General features: G+C 71.3%; 14 protein-coding genes and 2 pseudogenes. 7 read left to right on the top strand and 9 right to left on the bottom strand.

All coding sequences use genetic code 11. The annotated features are described in order from the left end of the window. Positions 1 to 160: 160 nt before the first annotated feature. The 7 genes and pseudogenes from serC to EF387_RS03795 all read right to left on the bottom strand — a co-directional run bounded on the left by serC (position 161) and on the right by EF387_RS03795 (position 7,032). Positions 161 to 1,279: a phosphoserine transaminase gene (serC, locus tag EF387_RS03765; RefSeq protein ID WP_128375032.1), complete on the bottom strand. Its 1,119-nt coding sequence runs from the start codon at positions 1,277 to 1,279 to the stop codon at positions 161 to 163. 90 nt (positions 1,280 to 1,369) lie between these two features. Then, positions 1,370 to 1,627 (bottom strand): annotated as a pseudogene (locus EF387_RS03770) (cytochrome P450); the annotation flags it as partial. Positions 1,628 to 2,081: 454 nt separating this feature from the next. Continuing rightward, positions 2,082 to 3,299 (bottom strand): cytochrome P450, encoded by a 1,218-nt coding sequence (locus EF387_RS03775; protein WP_128375033.1) that lies wholly within the window; start codon positions 3,297 to 3,299, stop codon positions 2,082 to 2,084. After that, positions 3,296 to 3,871: a GTP-binding protein gene (locus EF387_RS03780; protein WP_128375240.1), complete on the bottom strand. Its 576-nt coding sequence runs from the start codon at positions 3,869 to 3,871 to the stop codon at positions 3,296 to 3,298. Before EF387_RS03780 ends, EF387_RS03775 begins: the two co-directional genes overlap by 4 nt. Before the next feature lie 142 nt (positions 3,872 to 4,013). Then, positions 4,014 to 4,370 (bottom strand): DUF742 domain-containing protein, encoded by a 357-nt coding sequence (locus EF387_RS03785; RefSeq protein WP_128375034.1) that lies wholly within the window; start codon positions 4,368 to 4,370, stop codon positions 4,014 to 4,016. Next, positions 4,367 to 4,777 carry a roadblock/LC7 domain-containing protein gene (locus tag EF387_RS03790; protein ID WP_128375035.1) on the bottom strand — a complete coding sequence of 137 codons (411 nt, stop codon included), beginning with the start codon at positions 4,775 to 4,777 and terminating at the stop codon, positions 4,367 to 4,369. The genes EF387_RS03785 and EF387_RS03790 overlap by 4 nt, the downstream gene beginning before the upstream one ends. Further along, the gene (locus EF387_RS03795; protein ID WP_128375036.1) at positions 4,774 to 7,032 is read right to left on the bottom strand and encodes a sensor histidine kinase; all 2,259 of its coding nucleotides are present in this window, start codon (positions 7,030 to 7,032) and stop codon (positions 4,774 to 4,776) included. Before EF387_RS03795 ends, EF387_RS03790 begins: the two co-directional genes overlap by 4 nt. Before the next feature lie 487 nt (positions 7,033 to 7,519). Between EF387_RS03795 and EF387_RS03800 the strand changes: the two genes are divergently transcribed. Further along, complete coding sequence (locus tag EF387_RS03800; RefSeq protein WP_238431334.1) at positions 7,520 to 10,345, top strand: FAD-binding and (Fe-S)-binding domain-containing protein; 2,826 nt, start codon at positions 7,520 to 7,522, stop codon at positions 10,343 to 10,345. 65 nt (positions 10,346 to 10,410) lie between these two features. On the opposite strand, the gene EF387_RS03805 is transcribed toward EF387_RS03800, so the two are convergent. After that, on the bottom strand, positions 10,411 to 11,172 hold the full coding sequence (locus tag EF387_RS03805) for a YqjF family protein (RefSeq protein ID WP_128375242.1): 762 nt from the start codon (positions 11,170 to 11,172) through the stop codon (positions 10,411 to 10,413). Between the two features lie 57 nt (positions 11,173 to 11,229). Between EF387_RS03805 and EF387_RS03810 the strand changes: the two genes are divergently transcribed. The 3 genes and pseudogenes from EF387_RS03810 to EF387_RS03820 all read left to right on the top strand — a co-directional run bounded on the left by EF387_RS03810 (position 11,230) and on the right by EF387_RS03820 (position 13,546). Beyond that, positions 11,230 to 11,676: an SRPBCC family protein gene (locus tag EF387_RS03810; RefSeq protein ID WP_128375037.1), complete on the top strand. Its 447-nt coding sequence runs from the start codon at positions 11,230 to 11,232 to the stop codon at positions 11,674 to 11,676. Positions 11,677 to 11,862: 186 nt separating this feature from the next. Further along, positions 11,863 to 12,331: pseudogene (locus EF387_RS03815) on the top strand (ATP-binding cassette domain-containing protein); the annotation flags it as partial. A gap of 270 nt (positions 12,332 to 12,601) precedes the next feature. Further along, entirely contained in the window at positions 12,602 to 13,546 is a 945-nt protein-coding gene (locus EF387_RS03820; protein WP_128375243.1) for an EamA family transporter, read from the top strand. 18 nt (positions 13,547 to 13,564) lie between these two features. Here EF387_RS03820 and EF387_RS03825 read toward each other — a convergent pair whose 3' ends face one another. Next, entirely contained in the window at positions 13,565 to 13,930 is a 366-nt protein-coding gene (locus tag EF387_RS03825) for a YybH family protein (protein ID WP_128375038.1), read from the bottom strand. Between the two features lie 99 nt (positions 13,931 to 14,029). On the opposite strand from EF387_RS03825, the gene EF387_RS03830 reads away from it, so the two are divergent. From EF387_RS03830 to EF387_RS03840, 3 genes are all read left to right on the top strand, one after another. Beyond that, positions 14,030 to 14,926 carry a LysR family transcriptional regulator gene (locus tag EF387_RS03830; RefSeq protein WP_128375039.1) on the top strand — a complete coding sequence of 299 codons (897 nt, stop codon included), beginning with the start codon at positions 14,030 to 14,032 and terminating at the stop codon, positions 14,924 to 14,926. 309 nt (positions 14,927 to 15,235) lie between these two features. Then, positions 15,236 to 15,709: a nuclear transport factor 2 family protein gene (locus EF387_RS03835; protein WP_128375040.1), complete on the top strand. Its 474-nt coding sequence runs from the start codon at positions 15,236 to 15,238 to the stop codon at positions 15,707 to 15,709. A 126-nt stretch (positions 15,710 to 15,835) separates the two neighbouring features. After that, positions 15,836 to 16,381 carry a TetR/AcrR family transcriptional regulator gene (locus tag EF387_RS03840; RefSeq protein ID WP_128375041.1) on the top strand — a complete coding sequence of 182 codons (546 nt, stop codon included), beginning with the start codon at positions 15,836 to 15,838 and terminating at the stop codon, positions 16,379 to 16,381. Positions 16,382 to 16,655 lie beyond the last annotated feature (274 nt).

Below are 16,655 nucleotides of genomic sequence, written 5' to 3' on the forward strand. Positions count from 1 at the left end.
GGGTACGGGATGACGGCCCTCGCTGTGGCGAGCCGCAGGTCAGAAGAAGATGCGCCGAACAGGCCGAACAGCGGGAACTCGCGGGAGTCCCGACAGTCCTGCGAATCGCCGACCTGCGAATCGTTGTCTTCCGAATCGCCGTCCTGCGGACTGCCCGCCGTTACAGCTTCTCGATCACGTAGTCGATGCAGTTCGTCAGCGCCTCGACGTCCGACGGTTCGACCGCCGGGAACATCGCGACCCGGAGCTGGTTGCGGCCGAGCTTGCGGTACGGCTCCGTGTCCACGATGCCGTTGGCGCGCAGGGCCTTGGCGACGGCGGCGGCGTCGATCTCCTCCGAGAAGTCGATCGTGCCGATGACCTGGGAACGCTTGGCGGGGTCGGCGACGAACGGGGTGGCGTGCTTCGACTCCTCCGCCCAGCCGTACAACGTGCGCGAGGAGGTCGCCGTGCGCCGCACCGACCAGTCCAGGCCGCCCTGGCCGTTGAGCCACTCCAACTGTTCGTTGAGGAGGAAGAGGGTGGCGAGGGCCGGGGTGTTGTACGTCTGGTTCTTGCGGGAGTTGTCGATCGCCGTGGGCAGCGAGAAGAACTCCGGGATGTGCCGGCCGCTCGCGTGGATGCGTTCTGCGCGCTCGATCGCGGCCGGGGAGAAGACGCCGATCCACAGGCCGCCGTCGGAGGCGAAGGACTTCTGCGGGGCGAAGTAGTAGACGTCGGTCTCGCTGATGTCGACCGGCAGGCCGCCGGCACCGCTCGTCGCGTCCACAAGGACCAGCGCGCCTTCGTCGGCGCCGTCGACCCGCTTGATCGGGGCCGCGACACCGGTGGAGGTCTCGTTGTGGGTGAAGGCGTAGACGTCCACGCCCGCCTCCGCCTGCGGCTCCGGGTGGGTGCCCGGATCGGAGGAGATCACGGTGGGCTCGGTGAGCCAGGGGGCGAGCTTCGACGCCTTCGCGAACTTGGAGGAGAACTCTCCGAACGACAGGTGCTGCGACTTGTTCTCGATGAGCCCGTGGGTCGCGATGTCCCAGAAGGCGGTGGAGCCGCCGTTGCCGAGGATGACCTCGTAGCCGTCGGGGAGGGAGAAGAGCGTGCTCACGCCCTCGCGGACCTTGCCGACGAGGTTCTTGACGGGGGCCTGGCGGTGGGACGTCCCCAGCAGCGAACTGCCGGTGGCGGCCAGCGCGTCCAGCGCCTGCGTCCGCACCTTGGAGGGGCCCGCGCCGAAGCGTCCGTCGGCGGGCTTGATGTCAGCGGGGATCTCAATGTCGGCCACGGGCCGAGCCTAGCTCTTTTGCGAAACCTCGTGGAAACGTCGTCCGTCGGGTGAGACGCGCTGCCGTGCGGCGGGGGCGAGCGAACCCGCCTAGCCGAGGCGCACCGGCAGCTCGAACAGGTCGTTCTGCGTGACCACCGGCTTGTTGCGGAGCTCCGAGGCCGGGACCGCCAGGTCCAGGGACGGGAAGCGGGCGTAGAGGGCCGGAAGGGCCACCGCCGCCTCCAGGCGGGACAGCGCCGCGCCGGGGCACACATGCGGGCCGTGCCCGAAGGAGATGTGGCGGTTCCTGCTCTCGCGGGTGATGTCGAAGGCCCCGGCCGTCGGACCGTGGGCCGGTGAGCAGCGCACGGGCCTCGGCGTGGTGCGTGACCGCCCACACCGGGACTCCGCCCGGTAGCTCCACCGCGGAGAGCGGTCCCGCCTCCCGTAGCTTCGTGGTCTCACCCTCGAGGTCGGAGACGAACGGGTCCAGGGCGATACGGGTCGTCATACGGGGCTGCCTCCAAAGGCCGGGTCAACGGGCGTCACGGTGCGATGGCGCGGTGGTGCTGTGGTGCGGTGGCGCGGCGGTAGGGCACGGCGCTTCTGTGCGACACGGTGCTTCTGCGCGGCGCGGTGAGTCAGTGCGCACGGTGTTCTGTGCGGCACGATGCGTCTGCGCGGCACGATGCGTCTGTGCGGCACGATGCGTCAGCGCGACACGACGCGTCTGCGCGGCACGATGCGTCTGTGCGCACGATGCGTCTGTGCGCACGGTGCGCATACGCGGCACAGTCCGTCGGTGCGACGCGTCAGTGCGTCAAAGCACGGGCGGGACGGGGGTGAAGCGCACGGGCAGCGCGGACAGGCCCCGCAGCCACGGGGAGGGGCGGCGGGTGAGGGTGTCGGCCGGGACCGCCAGGTCGATGTCGGGCAGCCGGTCCAGCACGACCTCGATCCCCGTACGGGCGATGACCTCGGCGATCTCCTGCGCCGGGAACGGGCAGCGGTGCTCGCCGTGCCCGAAGGAGAAGTGCGCGTTGTTGCCTCCGGTCAGCGCGGAGCCGTCGATGCGCACCTGGGGGTCGGAGTTCGCGCCCTGCAGACCGAGCAGCAGCAGATCGCCCGCCTTGACGACGCGGCCGCCGAGCCGGGTGTCCTGCGCAGCCCAGCGCCCGGCCACGTTCTGCGTGGGCGTGTCCTCCCACAGCACCTCGTTCATGGCCTCGGCGACGCTGTGCCGGCCGCCGAAGAGCGAGGCCGCGAAACGGTCGTCGGTGAGCATCAGCCGCAGCGTGTTGCCGATCCAGTCGGCGGTGGGCTGGTGGCCCGCGGCCATCATCACCATCAGGTCCTGGATGATCTCCTCGTCGGTGAAACCGGAGGGGTCCTGGACCATTCGGGAGACCACGTCGTCGGCCGGGTTCGCCGCACGGTCCGCGAGCAGCCGGGTCATGGACGTGACCAGGTGGGTCTGGCCCGCGATGGCCCGCTCACGTCCGTCGATCATGTCGTTGAGCGCGGTGACCAGCGCCGGACCGTTCTCGTCGGGGAAGCCGTAGAAGTGCGCGAGGACGCGTACCGGCAGCAGCATCGCGTAGTCCGCGACGATGTCCGTCTCGCCCTTCACGCACACCGCGTCGATCAGTTCGTCCGCGAACTTCTCCGCGTACCTGCGCAGTTCGACGGAGTCGACGGCCCCCAGCGCGTCGCCGACCATCGCGGCGCGTTGCCGGTGGCGCTCCCCGACCGTGTAGAGGATGGAGGGCTGCTTGCGGCCGATCATCGGCAGCAGCGGCCAGTCGTCGGGGACGCGGTCCCACTGGTTCCACAGGTCCGAGTCCCGGCTGAACAGCACCGGGTCGCCGGTGACCTGGTGCAGCTCCCGGTAGCCGAGCACCAGCCACGCCGGTATGCCGCCGTCGAGCAGCACGGGGGCCACGGGGCCGGACTCGCGCCTGAGCTCCCGGTACAGCTCGGTGGGGTCGGACTGGAACCGGGGCCCGCTCAGGGGCACGGGTGCGGGTGCGGGGGTCACAGGGCCGGCTCCGGTGGTCTCGGGGCGTACAGGGTCTTCAGGTGCTCGACCAGCGTGATCAGCACCTGCTTGCTCGACGCGCGGGAGCGGGCGTCGCAGTCGATCAGTGGGACCCGCGGATCGAGGTCGAGCGCATCGCGGATCTGCTCGGGGGTGTGCGCCGGGCCGCCGAAGTCGTTTCGGGCCACGATGAACGGGGTGCCGTGGTGCTCCAGGCGGTCGATGGCGTACCAGGAGTCGTCGATCCGGCGGGTGTCGACGAGGACGACCGCGCCGAGCGTGCCGGAGAACAGCCGGTCGCACAGGAACCAGAAGCGCTCCTGGCCGGGTGCGCCGAAGAGGTAGAGGGCGTTGTGCTCGTCGAGCGAGATCCGGCCGAAGTCGAAGGCGACGGTGGTGGCGGACTTGCCCGTGACCCCGGTGAGGTCGTCGACGACCGCGCCGGCCTGGGCCATCGCCTCCTCGGTGTTCGGCGGACGTATCTCGCTCACCGAGCGGACCAGGGTGGTCTTGCCGACACCGAAGCCGCCGACGACCACGATCTTCAGGCCGTTGTCGGCGTCCGTCCTCAGCGTCCGAAGGGGACCGGAGGCAACGTCTTCCGCGGGGTCCTCGGAGGTGGCGGGGCTTTCGGAGGCCGCGGCGTGGCTATGGGAGGCAGCGGGGCCTTGGGGGGCAGCGGGGCTTTCGGCCGGGCTTTCGGAGGCGGCGGGGTCAGAGGTTACGGAGTCCAACGAGCACCTGCTCCAGCATGTCGGGGTCGAGAAGGCTCTGGGCGGTGGCCGTCCGCGGATGGCGGGCGCTGATCCGGCCCGCCGCCAGCAGATCGGTGAGCAGGACCCGGGTGATGCCGACCGGCAGCCGCAGCTCCGCGGCGAGCTCCACGACCGCGGTGGGCGCTTCGCACAGCCGCAGGATCGTGGCGTGCTCGGACTGCATGCCGGGTGCCGGTCCGGACTCGGCCACGACGAGCGTCACCAGGTCGAAGGGGGCGTCGGGACCGGCTTTCGTACGCCCTCCGGTGAGGGTGTAGAGCCGGTCGGGCGCGTCGTCGCGGCCGGGACGGCTCATGAGGTCCGAGGCTCTGCGACCAGGTGCTCGCCCAGCTGCTCCACGAGTTCGCTCATGTTGTGCCCGACGAGACCTGCGTCGGCGTCCTCCGCGGCGATCAGCGCGAGGTGCGCGCCCGCTCCGGCCTCGACGATGAACAGCACCCCGCCGTAGAACTCGGCCATCGCGGAGCGCACCCCACCGGTGCCGTCGCCGAACTCCACGGACGCGCCGTGCGACAGCGACTGGATGCCGGCCGCGATCGCGGCCAGCTGGTCGGCCTGGTCCACGGAGAGCTGCGGCGTACGGCAGAGCTTCAGTCCGTCCCGGGACAGCACGAGCGCGTGCCGGGCCCCGGGGGTGCGCTCCAGCAGGCTCTCCAGCAACCAGGTGAGCTTCTCGTCGGCGGTCGCCGGGGTGCCGGTCATGAGGTGGAGTCGCCTTCCGAGTGGACGGGGATGGAGGTGCCGGACAGCGGGGTGGCCGGCCGGGCAGTGGCCGGCGGAGGAGTGGCCGGCAGGGGCACGGGGGTGTCGCCCGTCTCCGTGGGGCCGAAGGCGTCGGCCAGACGTGTCGAGTACACGGTGGCCGCGGAGTCGGTCGGGTCGAGGGCACGGATCTGGAGCCTGCTCGCGGGGCCGACGCTCTCTTGCGCGGGGGCGATGGGTGTGGTGGCTGTCGTGGGTGTGGTGGCTGTCGTGGGTGTCGTGGTCTTGGCGGCGGCGGGGGAGGCGGGCGCGGCGGAGCCTCGTACCGCCTGGCGGAAGGTGCTGAAGCGGGAGGCGCGCAGATGGGCGTCGCAGGGCTCCGGCGGCTTGGGTGCGGCCGGGGGCTTCGCGTGGGCCCGGGCGCGTTCCGCCGCCGCGAGGGTGCTGCCCCGGCGGCGCTTGGGCAGACCCGGCGGAGGAGCGGCCTCGCCGAAGGCCCTGTCGGTGGCCTTGTCGATGGTCTTGTCCGTGGCCGTTTCGGTGGCCTTTTCGGTGGTGGCAGACCCGCGGACGGTGGCGGCTCCGGATGCCTCGCCGGTCGCGGGTGCCTCGCCGGGCGCGGATGCCTCGTCGGTCGCCGATGCCCTGCCGGTCGGTTCGTGGCTGGGTATCGGTTCGTGGCCCGGTATCGGTTCGGGGGCGGGCTGGTCGGCCGGGTGGACGGTCCCCGGCGGCAGGTCGATGACGTAGGGACGGGTCCGTACGGTCTGCGCGACGCCTTGCGTGTCCCCCGTGCCCTTGCCCGCTTCGGACCGTGCCGGGAGGGACACGGGCTCGGCGGAGTCGCCGTCGTACGCCTCGGCCGCCGTCCGAGGACCGGACTTCGTGGCGGACATTGTGTCGGGCGTCGCGGGCGTCGCGGATGTCGTGGGCGTCGCGGATGTCGTGGTGGGCGTCGTGGTGGAGGCCGAGTTGGGGACCGAGACGGACGCAGCGGCGGACGTGTCCGCGAGGGACGTCGGGCGGGGTGCGTCCGGGCGGGCCAGCAGGTCCTGCGGGATCAGTATCAGCACGCCCGTGCCACCGCGCGCCGACGGCCGGAACGACACCTTGAGCCCGTACTTCCGCGCCAGCCGGCCGACCACCGCCAGTCCCAGCCGGGTACCGGAGAGCCCGCTGAGCCCGCCCGCGTCACCGCTCACCGCCCGTTCGGCGCGGCGCAGTTGCGCCTCGCCCATGACGAGTCCGCTGTCCTCCACGGACACGATGACGCCGGCGGGCACCTCCTCGACGTAGACGTGCACTTCGGCGGTCGGCGGGGAGAACTTCGCGGCGTTGTCGAGGACTTCGGCCAACGCGTGCATCACGGCCTCGGCCGCGTGCCCGGCGATGGCCGCCTCGCTGGCCGAGTGCAGACGCACCCGCTGGTAGCCGCCGATGCGGCCCATGGCGCCGCGCAGGATGGACTCCATGACGATCGGCCTGGCCCAGCGGCGACCGGAGCGCGCGCCGGCCAGTACGGCGACGGAGTCGGCGAGCCGTCCGGCCTGCGCGGTGCGGTGGTCGAGGTGCAGCAGGTCGGCGAGCACGTCCTCGTCGGAGTGGCGCTCCTCCATCGCGCGCAGGTCGGCGAGGGTGCCGGTGGCGAGCGCCTGCAGTCGCCCCGCGGCGTTGGCGGTGGCGGCGATCGCGGCGTCGCGCTCACCGGAGAACCGGCGTGCGTCCCGCGCCAGTCGGGCGTTCTCCTCGACGAGTCGGGCGCGCTCGTCGTCGAGTCGGGCGCGCTCGTCGTCGAGTTCGGCGGTCAGCCGGGTCCGTTCGGCGTCGAGTTCGGTGGTGAGCCGGGTGCGCTCCGCGTCGAGTTCGGCGGTCAGCCGGGACCGCTCCTGCGCCAGCTCCGAGGTCAGCCGGCCGTTCTCCCGGATGACTTCGGACCTCAGGCGGTCGCGCTCCTGGGCGAACTCCTCGGCGAGCCGCGCCCGTTCCCGTACCAGTCGCCCGGCGTCCTGGGACACGGCGTCAAGGCGCCGTTCGAGCAGCTGTTTCGCCATGAGGGCACGGGCTGCGACGGCGACCGCGAGACACAGCAGCAACGCGGTCGCGCCGGTGGCCCACGCCACCGTCGCCCGTGCGTCCCGGGGCGCCGCGGCGACGGCGCCGGCCGAGGCGGACGCGGTCAGCAGGGCGGTGAGCAGGGGAGCGAGTGCGTAGGAACGCAGTGTGGGCCGTTCGCCAGCGAGGGTGGGCGCGGTCATGAATCGTGTCCTCGGTTGCGACCTGGACGGGAGACGACACTCGAACTGCAAGTGGCCGTCACTATAGGAGAGTTCGTGATCGGTTTGGGAAGGATCTGACTCCGTATTTGGAGATCAGACGCAAAGGACGACTGAGTAAGCGCGTTCTGGGCAGGCTCCGTGGATCCTCGCGTGCCCGAGCAGGATCCGTGGGGAGGGGCATGCTGGGACCATGACGGGTACGACGGGCGGCAACGGCACTGCGGGAGCGAAGGGCTCCTCTGAACCCACCGGCTCCATCGGTTCCATGGACACCTCAGGCACCTCAGGCACCTCAGGCACCTCAAGCACTTCAGGCACCAGCCCCAAAGACACCAAACGAACCTCAGGCATCCCAAGCACCACCGGCACCAACCACGCCGCAGACACGGCGGCGCTGCGGGCGGCGCTGGTGGCCGCCGTCCGGGGCGAGGTGGACTTCTCCGTCACCGCGCGGGCCCTCACCACGATGGACGCGTCCAACTACCGGCGCGTACCGCTGGGCGTGGTCGCGCCCCGGGACGCCGACGACGTGGCCGCGGTGCTCGAGGTGTGCCGGGCGAACGGTGTGCCGGTGGTGCCGCGGGGCGGCGGTACGTCGATCGCCGGGCAGGCGACCGGCACCGGGGTGGTACTGGACTTCACCCGGCACATGAACCGACTGACCTCCCTGGACCCCGACGCCCGCACGGCCGTCGTCCAGCCCGGACTCGTCCTGGACCGCCTCCAGGAGGCGGCGGCACCGCACGGACTGCGCTTCGGCCCCGACCCCTCCACCCACAGCCGGTGCACGCTCGGCGGGATGATCGGCAACAACTCCTGCGGCTCGCACTCGGTGGCCTGGGGGACGACGGCCGACAACATCGCCGAGCTGTCCGTCGTCACCGCCCGGGGCGCCTCCCTGCAGCTGGGTCCCGGCTGGTCCGGCGCCCCCGACGGCCTGCGCGACCTCACGGACCGCGAACTGGGACTCCTGCGCACCGGCTTCCCCGAGCTGCCCCGCCGTATCTCCGGTTACGCACTGGACGCCCTGCTCCCCGAGAAGGGCGCCGACGTGGCGCGCGCCTTCTGCGGTTCCGAGGGCACCCTGGGCGTGCTCACCGAGGCGGTCGTACGCCTGGTCGAGGCACCGCGGGCGCGGGCGCTCGCCGTGCTGGGGCATCCCGACGAGAGCGCGGCGGCCGAGGCGGCGGCCGGGCTGCTGACCTACCAGCCGCTCACCGTGGAGGGCATGGCGGCCGACCTCGTCCCGCCCGGCACGGCCGGACTGCCCCGGGGCAGGGCGTGGCTCTTCGTGGAGACGGGCGGGGACACGACGGACGAGGCGCGCGAGCGGGCCGAGCGGATCGTCCGGGCCGCCGACGTCGTGGACGCCGTCGTCATCACCGATCCCGTCGGACAGCGCGCCCTGTGGCGGATCCGTGAGGACGCGAGCGGGACGGCGACCCGGATGCCCGACGGCACGGAGGCCTGGCCCGGATGGGAGGACTGCGCGGTGCCGCCCGCCCGGCTCGGCGCCTATCTGCGGGACTTCCGGGGACTGCTCACCCAGCACGGTCTGCGCGGCACCCCGTACGGGCACTTCGGCGACGGCTGCATCCACGTCCGTATCGACTTCGACCTGATCACCGGGGACGGGGTGCGCCGCTTCCGCCGTTTCTCCGAGGAACTCGCGGACCTGGTCGTGGCGCACGGCGGCTCCCTGTCGGGCGAGCACGGCGACGGGCAGGCGCGGGCGGAACTGCTGCCGAGGATGTACGGACCCGAACTGGTCCGCCTCTTCGAAGGGGTCAAGGCCGTCTGGGACCCGGACGACCTGCTGAACCCCGGGACCCTGGTACGGCCCGCACGGCTCGACGACAACCTGCGCTTCGACGTCCTGCCGCGCGAACCGGTGGATGTCGCCTTCGGGTATCCGCACGACGGCGGGGACTTCTCGGCGGCCGTGCGCAGGTGTGTGGGCGTCGCCAAGTGCCGCACCACATCGGTGTCCTCCGGCGCGGTGATGTGCCCGTCCTTCCGGGCCACGGGCGAGGAGGAACACTCCACGCGGGGCCGGGCGCGGCTGCTGCACGAAATGCTCGCGGGCACGGTCGTGACGGACGGCTGGCGCTCGACGGAGGTCCGCGACGCCCTCGACCTCTGCCTGTCCTGCAAGGGCTGCCGCTCCGACTGCCCGGTGGGCGTCGACATGGCCACGTACAAGGCGGAGTTCCTCCACCACCACTACGCGGGCCGCCGCCGTCCGGCCGCGCACTACGCCCTGGGGTGGCTGCCCGTGTGGCTGCGCGCGGTGGCCGCCACCCGTACCGCGCGCCTGGTCAACACCTTCTCCTCCATGCGGTGGTCGGCGGGCGTCGCGCGACGGCTGGGCGGCATCGCGCCGGAGCGCGAGATCCCGCGGATCGCGAGCGAGCCGTTCAGCCGGTGGTGGTACGAGCGGCTGCGCCGCTGGGCGCTCGCCGTGCGTGAGGGCCGGCCCGATGCCCGGCCGGCGGGCGGTGACGGGCCCACCGTGACGCTGTGGCCGGACACCTTCACCGAGTACTTCTCGCCTTCGGTGGGCCGTGCCGCCGTCCAGGTGCTGGAGACGGTCGGCCTGCAGGTGGTACTGCCACCGACGTTCCGCTTCGAACGCAAGCCGCACGGCGGTTGGGGCGTCAACGTCTTCACCGCGCGCCGCGGCAGGGTCTGCTGCGGGCTGACGTACGTATCGACGGGCCAGCTCGACCGGGCCCGCGCGGTCATGCGCCGCACGCTCGACCTGATGGAGCCGTTGCTGGGCGAGCCGGTCGTGGTCCTGGAGCCCAGCTGCGCCGCGGCCCTGCGCACCGACCTGCCGGAACTGCTCCACGACGACCCGCGCGCGGCACGGCTCGCGGCCTCGGTGGTCACCTTCGCGGAGGCCCTGGAGCGGTACGCCCCGCACTGGGACCCACCGGCCGTCGACCGCCCGGTCGTGGGCCAGACCCACTGCCACCAGCACGCGGTCCTCGGCGACGCCCCCGACCGCCGACTGCGCGAACGCGCCGGACTGAACGGCGAGTTGGCCGGCGGCTGCTGCGGTCTCGCGGGCAACTTCGGCTTCGAGAAGGGCCACTACGAGGTGTCGAAGGCCTGCGCGGAGGAGCGGTTGCTGCCGGCCGTGCGCGGGGCGGCGGAGAACGCGGTGATTCTGGCGGACGGCTTCTCGTGCCGTACGCAACTGCGGCAGCTGACCGGACGGCAGGGCCGTCATCTGGCGGAGGTGTTGGCGGAGGCGCTGGGTGCGGGGCCCGAGGAGGAGCCGAAGTAGTCGGCGGGTCCACCGGACCGGGACCGGTCGTGTGCTCCCCCGCGACCCGCCCGGGGGTGTCCGCCTCAGGGAGTGGGGATTCCCGCCGGGCGTGCCGGGCGGCCCAGGCGGACCGGTACGCCGGGGGAGTAGAGGACGCTTGTGGGCGGCTCGCTCGGCGCGGGGAGTCCGGCCGCCGCTATGAGGTTCTCCTCGCAGCCGAGCAACTCGGCGCGGTGCAGGGGCCAGCGCGGGTGGTCGTTCGGCAGATACGCCAGTGGTGACGATCCGCCGAAGAAGGCGTTGTGCATGCCCCAGCGGGCGGTGAGGAAGTGCTCCAGCGGGGTCGGCTCGGCGATGGGTTCACCGGGCCGGACGGTGATGCGGCTGTACGCGCCGCGCGGTCCGGGCCGGCGGCGGGAGCTGGTGTAGGTGACGGTGTCGCCGTCCGCGCGGACGCTCATCCGGGACCACACGTACGGCAGCCGGAAGCCGACGCGGCCCATGACCACGGGTATCAGCCGGGAGGCGTCCATCGACCGGAAGACCACCCCGCGCCGCCCGTGCGCGTCCACGGAATACAGACGCACATTGGTCTCCGGGAAGGTTCCGAGGTACGGCACCCCGGGCAGCCGCAGCCACCCGACCCGGTGCATCCGGAAGGCGACGAGCCCCACGTACGTGACCCCCTCGTGGGTGTCGGGGACGGTCCCGTCCGGCAGCAGCCCGGCCACGGCGCCGGGTTCGACGGCCCAGTGCAGGAAAGCCAGGTCGAGCCACTGCTGGGTGAGGAGAGGGGCGCGTATCGGGGCGGGCGCGTCCGGTGTGACGGGCGTGGGGTCGATCAGCACATCGCCAGGATGGCAGAGCCCGGAAGCCGGTGGTCGAAGCCTTACGCTCTCGCCGTGGCCCTCTTCCAGATCGAACGCCGGACACTACTGACCGCCCCCGAGGCCTGGCGGCGGGTGACCGACTGGCCGCGTCACGGCGCGTACGTCCCCTTGACCAAGATCACCGTCGACCCCCCGGCACCGGAACCGGTCGGCCCGGGCACGCTCGTCGTGGCCCGCACGGGCGTGGGCCGAGCCGCCTTCGACGACCCGATGGAGATCGTCCACTGGGAGCCCGCCACGGACGACACCCCTGGTTCCTGCCGCCTGGAGAAGCGCGGCTCGGTGGTCCTTGGCTGGGCCGAGATCGAGGTGGAGCGGTGGCGGGGCGGGTCTCGAGTGCTGTGGCGGGAGGAGGCCCGGGTGCGGGGCCTCCCCCGACTGTTCGACGGGGTGACGGGAGCGGCCGGGCGGTGGTTCTTCGGACGGGCGGTCAGTGAGTTGCTCAGGTATCCGGCCTGAGGCGTCGCCCTGGCTCCGAGACCCCCGACTCCAGCGCCGACCTGGGGATTCCCCTGTCTCCTCACCTGACGGACAATCAACACCCAGGAATTCCCAAGGTATTCACAGCTCCTTTTGTCGGTTCCGGGTTCTGGCCGTGCACCGTGCCGGCCGCGCTCGCCGAGACCTTCGCGATCCTGCTCTTCGGACACCCGGGTCGACCCAGGCTCCGCGCGGTTGTCCGGCGGTCAGCTGCAGCGCCTGGCCATCGCCCGGGCCGTGCTGCGCGACGCCCCGGTCCTCGTCCTGGACGAGCCGACCACCGGCCTGGACATGATCGCCGCGCCGCATCGTCGAACCCCTGCGCCGACTGATGGCGGGCCGCACCACCATCATGATCACGCAGGACCTCAATCTCGCCCCCGACGCCGACCGCATCCTCGTCGTCGACCAGGGCCGCATCGTCGAGACGGACCGCCATGAGGAACTGCTGGCGTGGGGCGGGGTGTACGCGCGTCTGCACGGCTCCCAGAACAATCCGCTGACGGTGACGGACACGGCGGAGCTGCGGCTCCCGCCGCTCACGTCCGACCGGTACGTCTACGCACCGGATCCGCAGGCCCGGTTTCCGCAGGAGTACGGCTACGCCCCGGAAACCCTGCGGGGACGCCGTTGACTCCGTAGGCGCTCGAATCAGCTCCTGAGCGACGCCGCGCCCGAAGGGGGAGTCAGGCACGTGAAACAGAGTCAGGTGCAAAAGCGGTTTACACCCCTGGATTGGTTCAGTACTGTGGACTGGAGAGTGCAGCATGCTGGACTAAGCGGTTAATGATGGCCGACGGTGTGCTGAGCGAGTCCTGAACCCAAGCCCCGGGAAGGTCCCGTGAACAGCCGCCCAACCGACCGGTCCGCGCCGGTCGCCGCCGCCTCGGCCGAAGCGTCCCCCGTGTCGACCGGGACCCCGGCAGAACCGGCATCGACATCGGTGCCGGCGTCCCCGGGGGCACCCGAGGGGCGGGGCTCCCGGGTCCCGGCCGCGTTCGGCCCCGTCGGACTGGTGCTGGCCGGCGGGATCTCCGTGCAGTTCGGCGGCGCCCTCGCCGCCAGTCTCATCCCCAGGCTGGGCGCCCTCGGGGTGGTCTCCCTGCGGCTGGCCGTCGCCGCGCTCGTCCTGCTCCTCGTCTGCCGGCCCCGGCTGCACGGTCACTCCCGCGCGGACTGGGGAACCGTCGTCGTCTTCGGCCTGACCATGGCCGCGATGAACGGCCTCTTCTACCAGGCCGTCGCCCGTATCCCGCTCGGCCCCGCCGTCACGCTCGAAGTGCTCGGACCGCTCGCGCTCTCCGTGCTCACCTCCCGGCGCGCGGTCAACCTCCTCTGGGCGGGCCTGGCCCTCGCGGGCGTGTTCCTGCTGGGCGGTGGCGGCGGTTTCGACCGTCTGGACCCACTGGGCGCCGCCTTCGCCCTGGGGGCGGGCGCGATGTGGGCCACGTACATCGTCTTCAGCGCTCGCACCGGACGCCGCTTCCCGCAGGCCGACGGGCTGGCCCTCGCCATGGGTGTCGCCGCGATCGCCTTCCTGCCGCTCGGTGTCGTCGAGTCCGGTACGCGACTGCTGGAGCCGACCGCCCTCGCCCTGGGCGGAGCCGTCGCGATCCTGTCGTCCGTCCTCCCCTACACCCTGGAACTGCTCGCCCTGCGCAGGCTGCCCGCCGCCACCTTCGCGATCCTGATGAGCCTGGAGCCGGCCCTTGCCGCGATCGCCGGCTTCCTCGTCCTGGACCAGACCCTGTCCGCCGCCGAGGCCCTGGCCATCTCCCTGGTCATCGTGGCCAGTATGGGCGCGGTGCGCACGCAGGTGGGGCGGGGCAAGGCCAAGCCGGTCGGCTGACCCTGTGCCGTTGCGAGATCAGCGGCTGGGCAGGACGAACTCGGGCTGGTCGAGCAGACGCAGCCAACTGCCGTCGGGCTGGCGCCGGACGACCTGCGCCCGGGCGCCGGCCCCGTCCTTCGGCGGGGTCGAGGTGAGGGCGATGTCACCGCTGCTCAGCGTCGGCAGCGGTTGTTCCGGCTCGAAGCGGGGACGGTCGGCCAGCACCCTCTCCCACAGCGCGCGGATCGCCTCCCGCCCCACCGTCAGCTCGCCGGGCGGGAAGGCCATCACCGCATCCTCCTCGTACAGCGCCGCGACCCCTGCCGCGTCACCGGCGTTGGATCGCTCGACGAACAGGCGAGTGATGTCCTCGGGCCGCATGGCCTTCTCGTACTCCGGCATGGGGTTCCTCCTGACGTCGGGCTTCGGCGCGTCCCAGGGTGGTCGCCCGCATCTCAGAAGTCCAACAGATGGTTTTGCTGGTAGCTAGAATCCACAGTCATGGAGCTCAGGCAGCTGGAATACTTCGTCGCAGTCGCCGAAGAGCAGAACTTCACCCGGGCCGCCGAGCGAGTGCACATCAGCCAGTCCGGTGTCAGCGCCCAGATCCGCCGGCTGGAACGGGAGCTCGGTACCGAGCTGTTCGACCGGTCGGCGCGCACCGCCACCCTCACCGTCGCGGGGAAGGCCGCGCTCGGACACGCGCGCGCCGCACTCGCCGCAGCCGGTGCGGTCGGCCAGGCAGTGGGTGAGGTGACCGGCCTGATCCGGGGCCGGCTCACGGTCGGCATGGTCACCGGCTGCACCCTCACCCCCCTGTTCGACGCCCTCGCCGCGTTCCACCGGGCGCATCCTGGTGTCGAGATCTCACTGCTGGAGGACAACTCCGACCGGCTCGTCGAGAGGGTGCGTGCCGGCACCATCGACCTGGCTCTCATCGGGACCGCAACCACCACCCCCGACGGGCTGGACGCGCTGACAATCGTCAGCGAGCGGCTCGTCGCAGCAGTTCCGGACAGCCACCCCTTGGTGAAACAGCGGCGGGTCACGCTGCGGGACCTGGCCGCCTACCCAATCGTGTGCATGCCACCCGGCACCGGTCTGCGCACGGTGTTCGACCGTGCCTGCACCGCACAGGGCGTACATCCCTCGATCGCGCTGCAGGCCAGTGCCGCGGATGCCATCGCCGACCTCGCCGCCCGGGGGCTCGGTGTCGCCATCCTCAGTGATTCGATGGCCGGGAGCTATCGGGGCCGGCTCACCGCACGCACCATCGATGACATCGAAACACCTGCGCTGCTCGCCCTGATCTGGAAGAGCACCCAGAACCCGTCCCTGCGCGAGTTGCTCGTTCACAGCCGACGGGCGTTCAACAAGCCCGAGCCTTTTCAGCGTTAGCCCTCGAGACCTGCTCGTCGGGTCGGTCGAGCGAGGCGAGCGGCGGCGCTTGACGCCCTCTTATGAAAGTGGTTAATTACTTACATCTGACGGAGGGGCGGTAGGCGGACCGCATGGCGGCACCGCTGCAACCATGCCGCCCCCGCGAGGTGATATCCGACGTCAGAGCACATCAGTGACTGCTGGGCGAGCCGGCTTCTCCAGCGCTTGACCGAAGTGCCGGACCATTTAGTAAGTGGTCAACCGCTTAATTTTGCCGTAACTCACCGGCTCCAACGGATCGACCCAAGAGAAAGTGAAGGACCAGTTATGAGCGAAACCGTCTCCACTCACCAGGACACCGACACCGTCCGGGCTGCCGCACAGCAGGCGTTCCGGAACCATCTGGACTACCTGTCCTCCGGGCGGATCCCCGAGTGGGTGGACCTGTTCACCGACGACGGGGCGCTGGAGTTCCCCTACGCCCCGCAGGGCTACCCGACGCAGGTCGCGGGCAAGGAGGAACTGCTCGGGTACATGAAGAACTTCCCCGAGCACTTCCGCGTGGAGTTCACCGATCTGCACTTCCACGAGACCACCGACCCGTCGCTGGTCATCGCGGAGTTCAAGAGCAAGGGAATCGCCCTGGCGACCAACCGGCCCTACAACCAGACCTACATCTCCGTGGTCGAGACGAGGGACGGCGAGATCAGCCGCTACGTCGACTTCTGGAACCCGCAGGTGGCCTTCGAGGCCCTCGGCGGAAGTGCTGACGACATGGTGTCGGCCTTCGGCAACGACTGATGTCGGTTCGGCCGGTCCGCCGGTTCCGTCCGGGCCGCCTGCCCGCCCGGTGCGGACCGGCGGCCGGCCGCTCGAAGGGCCTCAGGACAGTTTGACGCCGTTTCGCGGGATTGGTTGATTACTTACATGGACACCAGGACACGACAGCGTTCCACCGCCGACGAGCGCCGGGCCACGGTCATGCGCACGGCGATCAAGACGTTCGCCGAGCGCGGGTACTACGGGACCTCGACGATGGACGTGGCCAAGGCGGCGGGCATCTCGCAGGGCTACCTCTACAGGCTGTTCAAGGACAAGGAGACGCTGTTCGCGGCCCTGGTGGACTACTGCTCGGACCGCCTTCGCGAGTCCGTGGCCGCCGCCGCGGCGGAGGCGCAGAGCACCGATCCGGAAGCGGTCCTGCGGGCGCTGACGGCGTCGTACGACGAGGTCATCGCCGACCGGGACGTGCTGATGATCCTCATGCACGCCCAGTGCAGCGCGCGTGAGCCGGTCATCGGCGAGGCGGTTCGCGTCTGCTTCGCCAAACAGGTCGAGTACATCCGCGCCGTCTCCGGCGCCTCCGACGAACAGATCCGCCGCTACTTCGCGGACGGCCTGCTCAGCAATGTGGTGGTGGCGATCGACGCCGCCGCCGTCGACGCACCCTGGGCGCGCACACTGCGTGCCTAGCGCCAGGGCCTTCTGATGAATCTCCGCGGCGTCGCACCCACGCCAGGCCCGGGCCGCGCCCCGTATGTAAGCGGTCAACCTCTTCATGGAGAGGTCATCTCGATGGGACTTCGCTGACCCGCCGACTTCGCTGACTGAGCCGACTTCGCCGACCGCGCCCACTTCTCCGTCATCAAATCAAGCACGCTTGCTTGTTTCCTGCGGCGGGCGCTGGCATGCTCTCCGGCACGCACCAGCACACACACCACCAAACACCGTCGTCCCCAGGGGAGCG

The sequence above is a fragment of the Streptomyces cavernae genome, assembly GCF_004023625.1.
GTDB lineage: Bacteria > Actinomycetota > Actinomycetes > Streptomycetales > Streptomycetaceae > Streptomyces > Streptomyces cavernae.

What these genes read in the sequence shown, in the direction of transcription:
- EF387_RS03795 (WP_128375036.1), bottom strand. Translation starts at nt 7,032, where the DNA reads ATGACCGCGCCCACCCTCGCTGGCGAACGGCCCACACTGCGTTCCTAC.
- EF387_RS03840 (WP_128375041.1), top strand. Translation starts at nt 15,836, where the DNA reads ATGGACACCAGGACACGACAGCGTTCCACCGCCGACGAGCGCCGGGCC.
- EF387_RS03830 (WP_128375039.1), top strand. Translation starts at nt 14,030, where the DNA reads ATGGAGCTCAGGCAGCTGGAATACTTCGTCGCAGTCGCCGAAGAGCAG.
- EF387_RS03835 (WP_128375040.1), top strand. Translation starts at nt 15,236, where the DNA reads ATGAGCGAAACCGTCTCCACTCACCAGGACACCGACACCGTCCGGGCT.
- EF387_RS03785 (WP_128375034.1), bottom strand. Translation starts at nt 4,370, where the DNA reads ATGAGCCGTCCCGGCCGCGACGACGCGCCCGACCGGCTCTACACCCTC.
- EF387_RS03790 (WP_128375035.1), bottom strand. Translation starts at nt 4,777, where the DNA reads ATGACCGGCACCCCGGCGACCGCCGACGAGAAGCTCACCTGGTTGCTG.
- EF387_RS03800 (WP_238431334.1), top strand. Translation starts at nt 7,520, where the DNA reads ATGGACGCGTCCAACTACCGGCGCGTACCGCTGGGCGTGGTCGCGCCC.
- EF387_RS03825 (WP_128375038.1), bottom strand. Translation starts at nt 13,930, where the DNA reads ATGCCGGAGTACGAGAAGGCCATGCGGCCCGAGGACATCACTCGCCTG.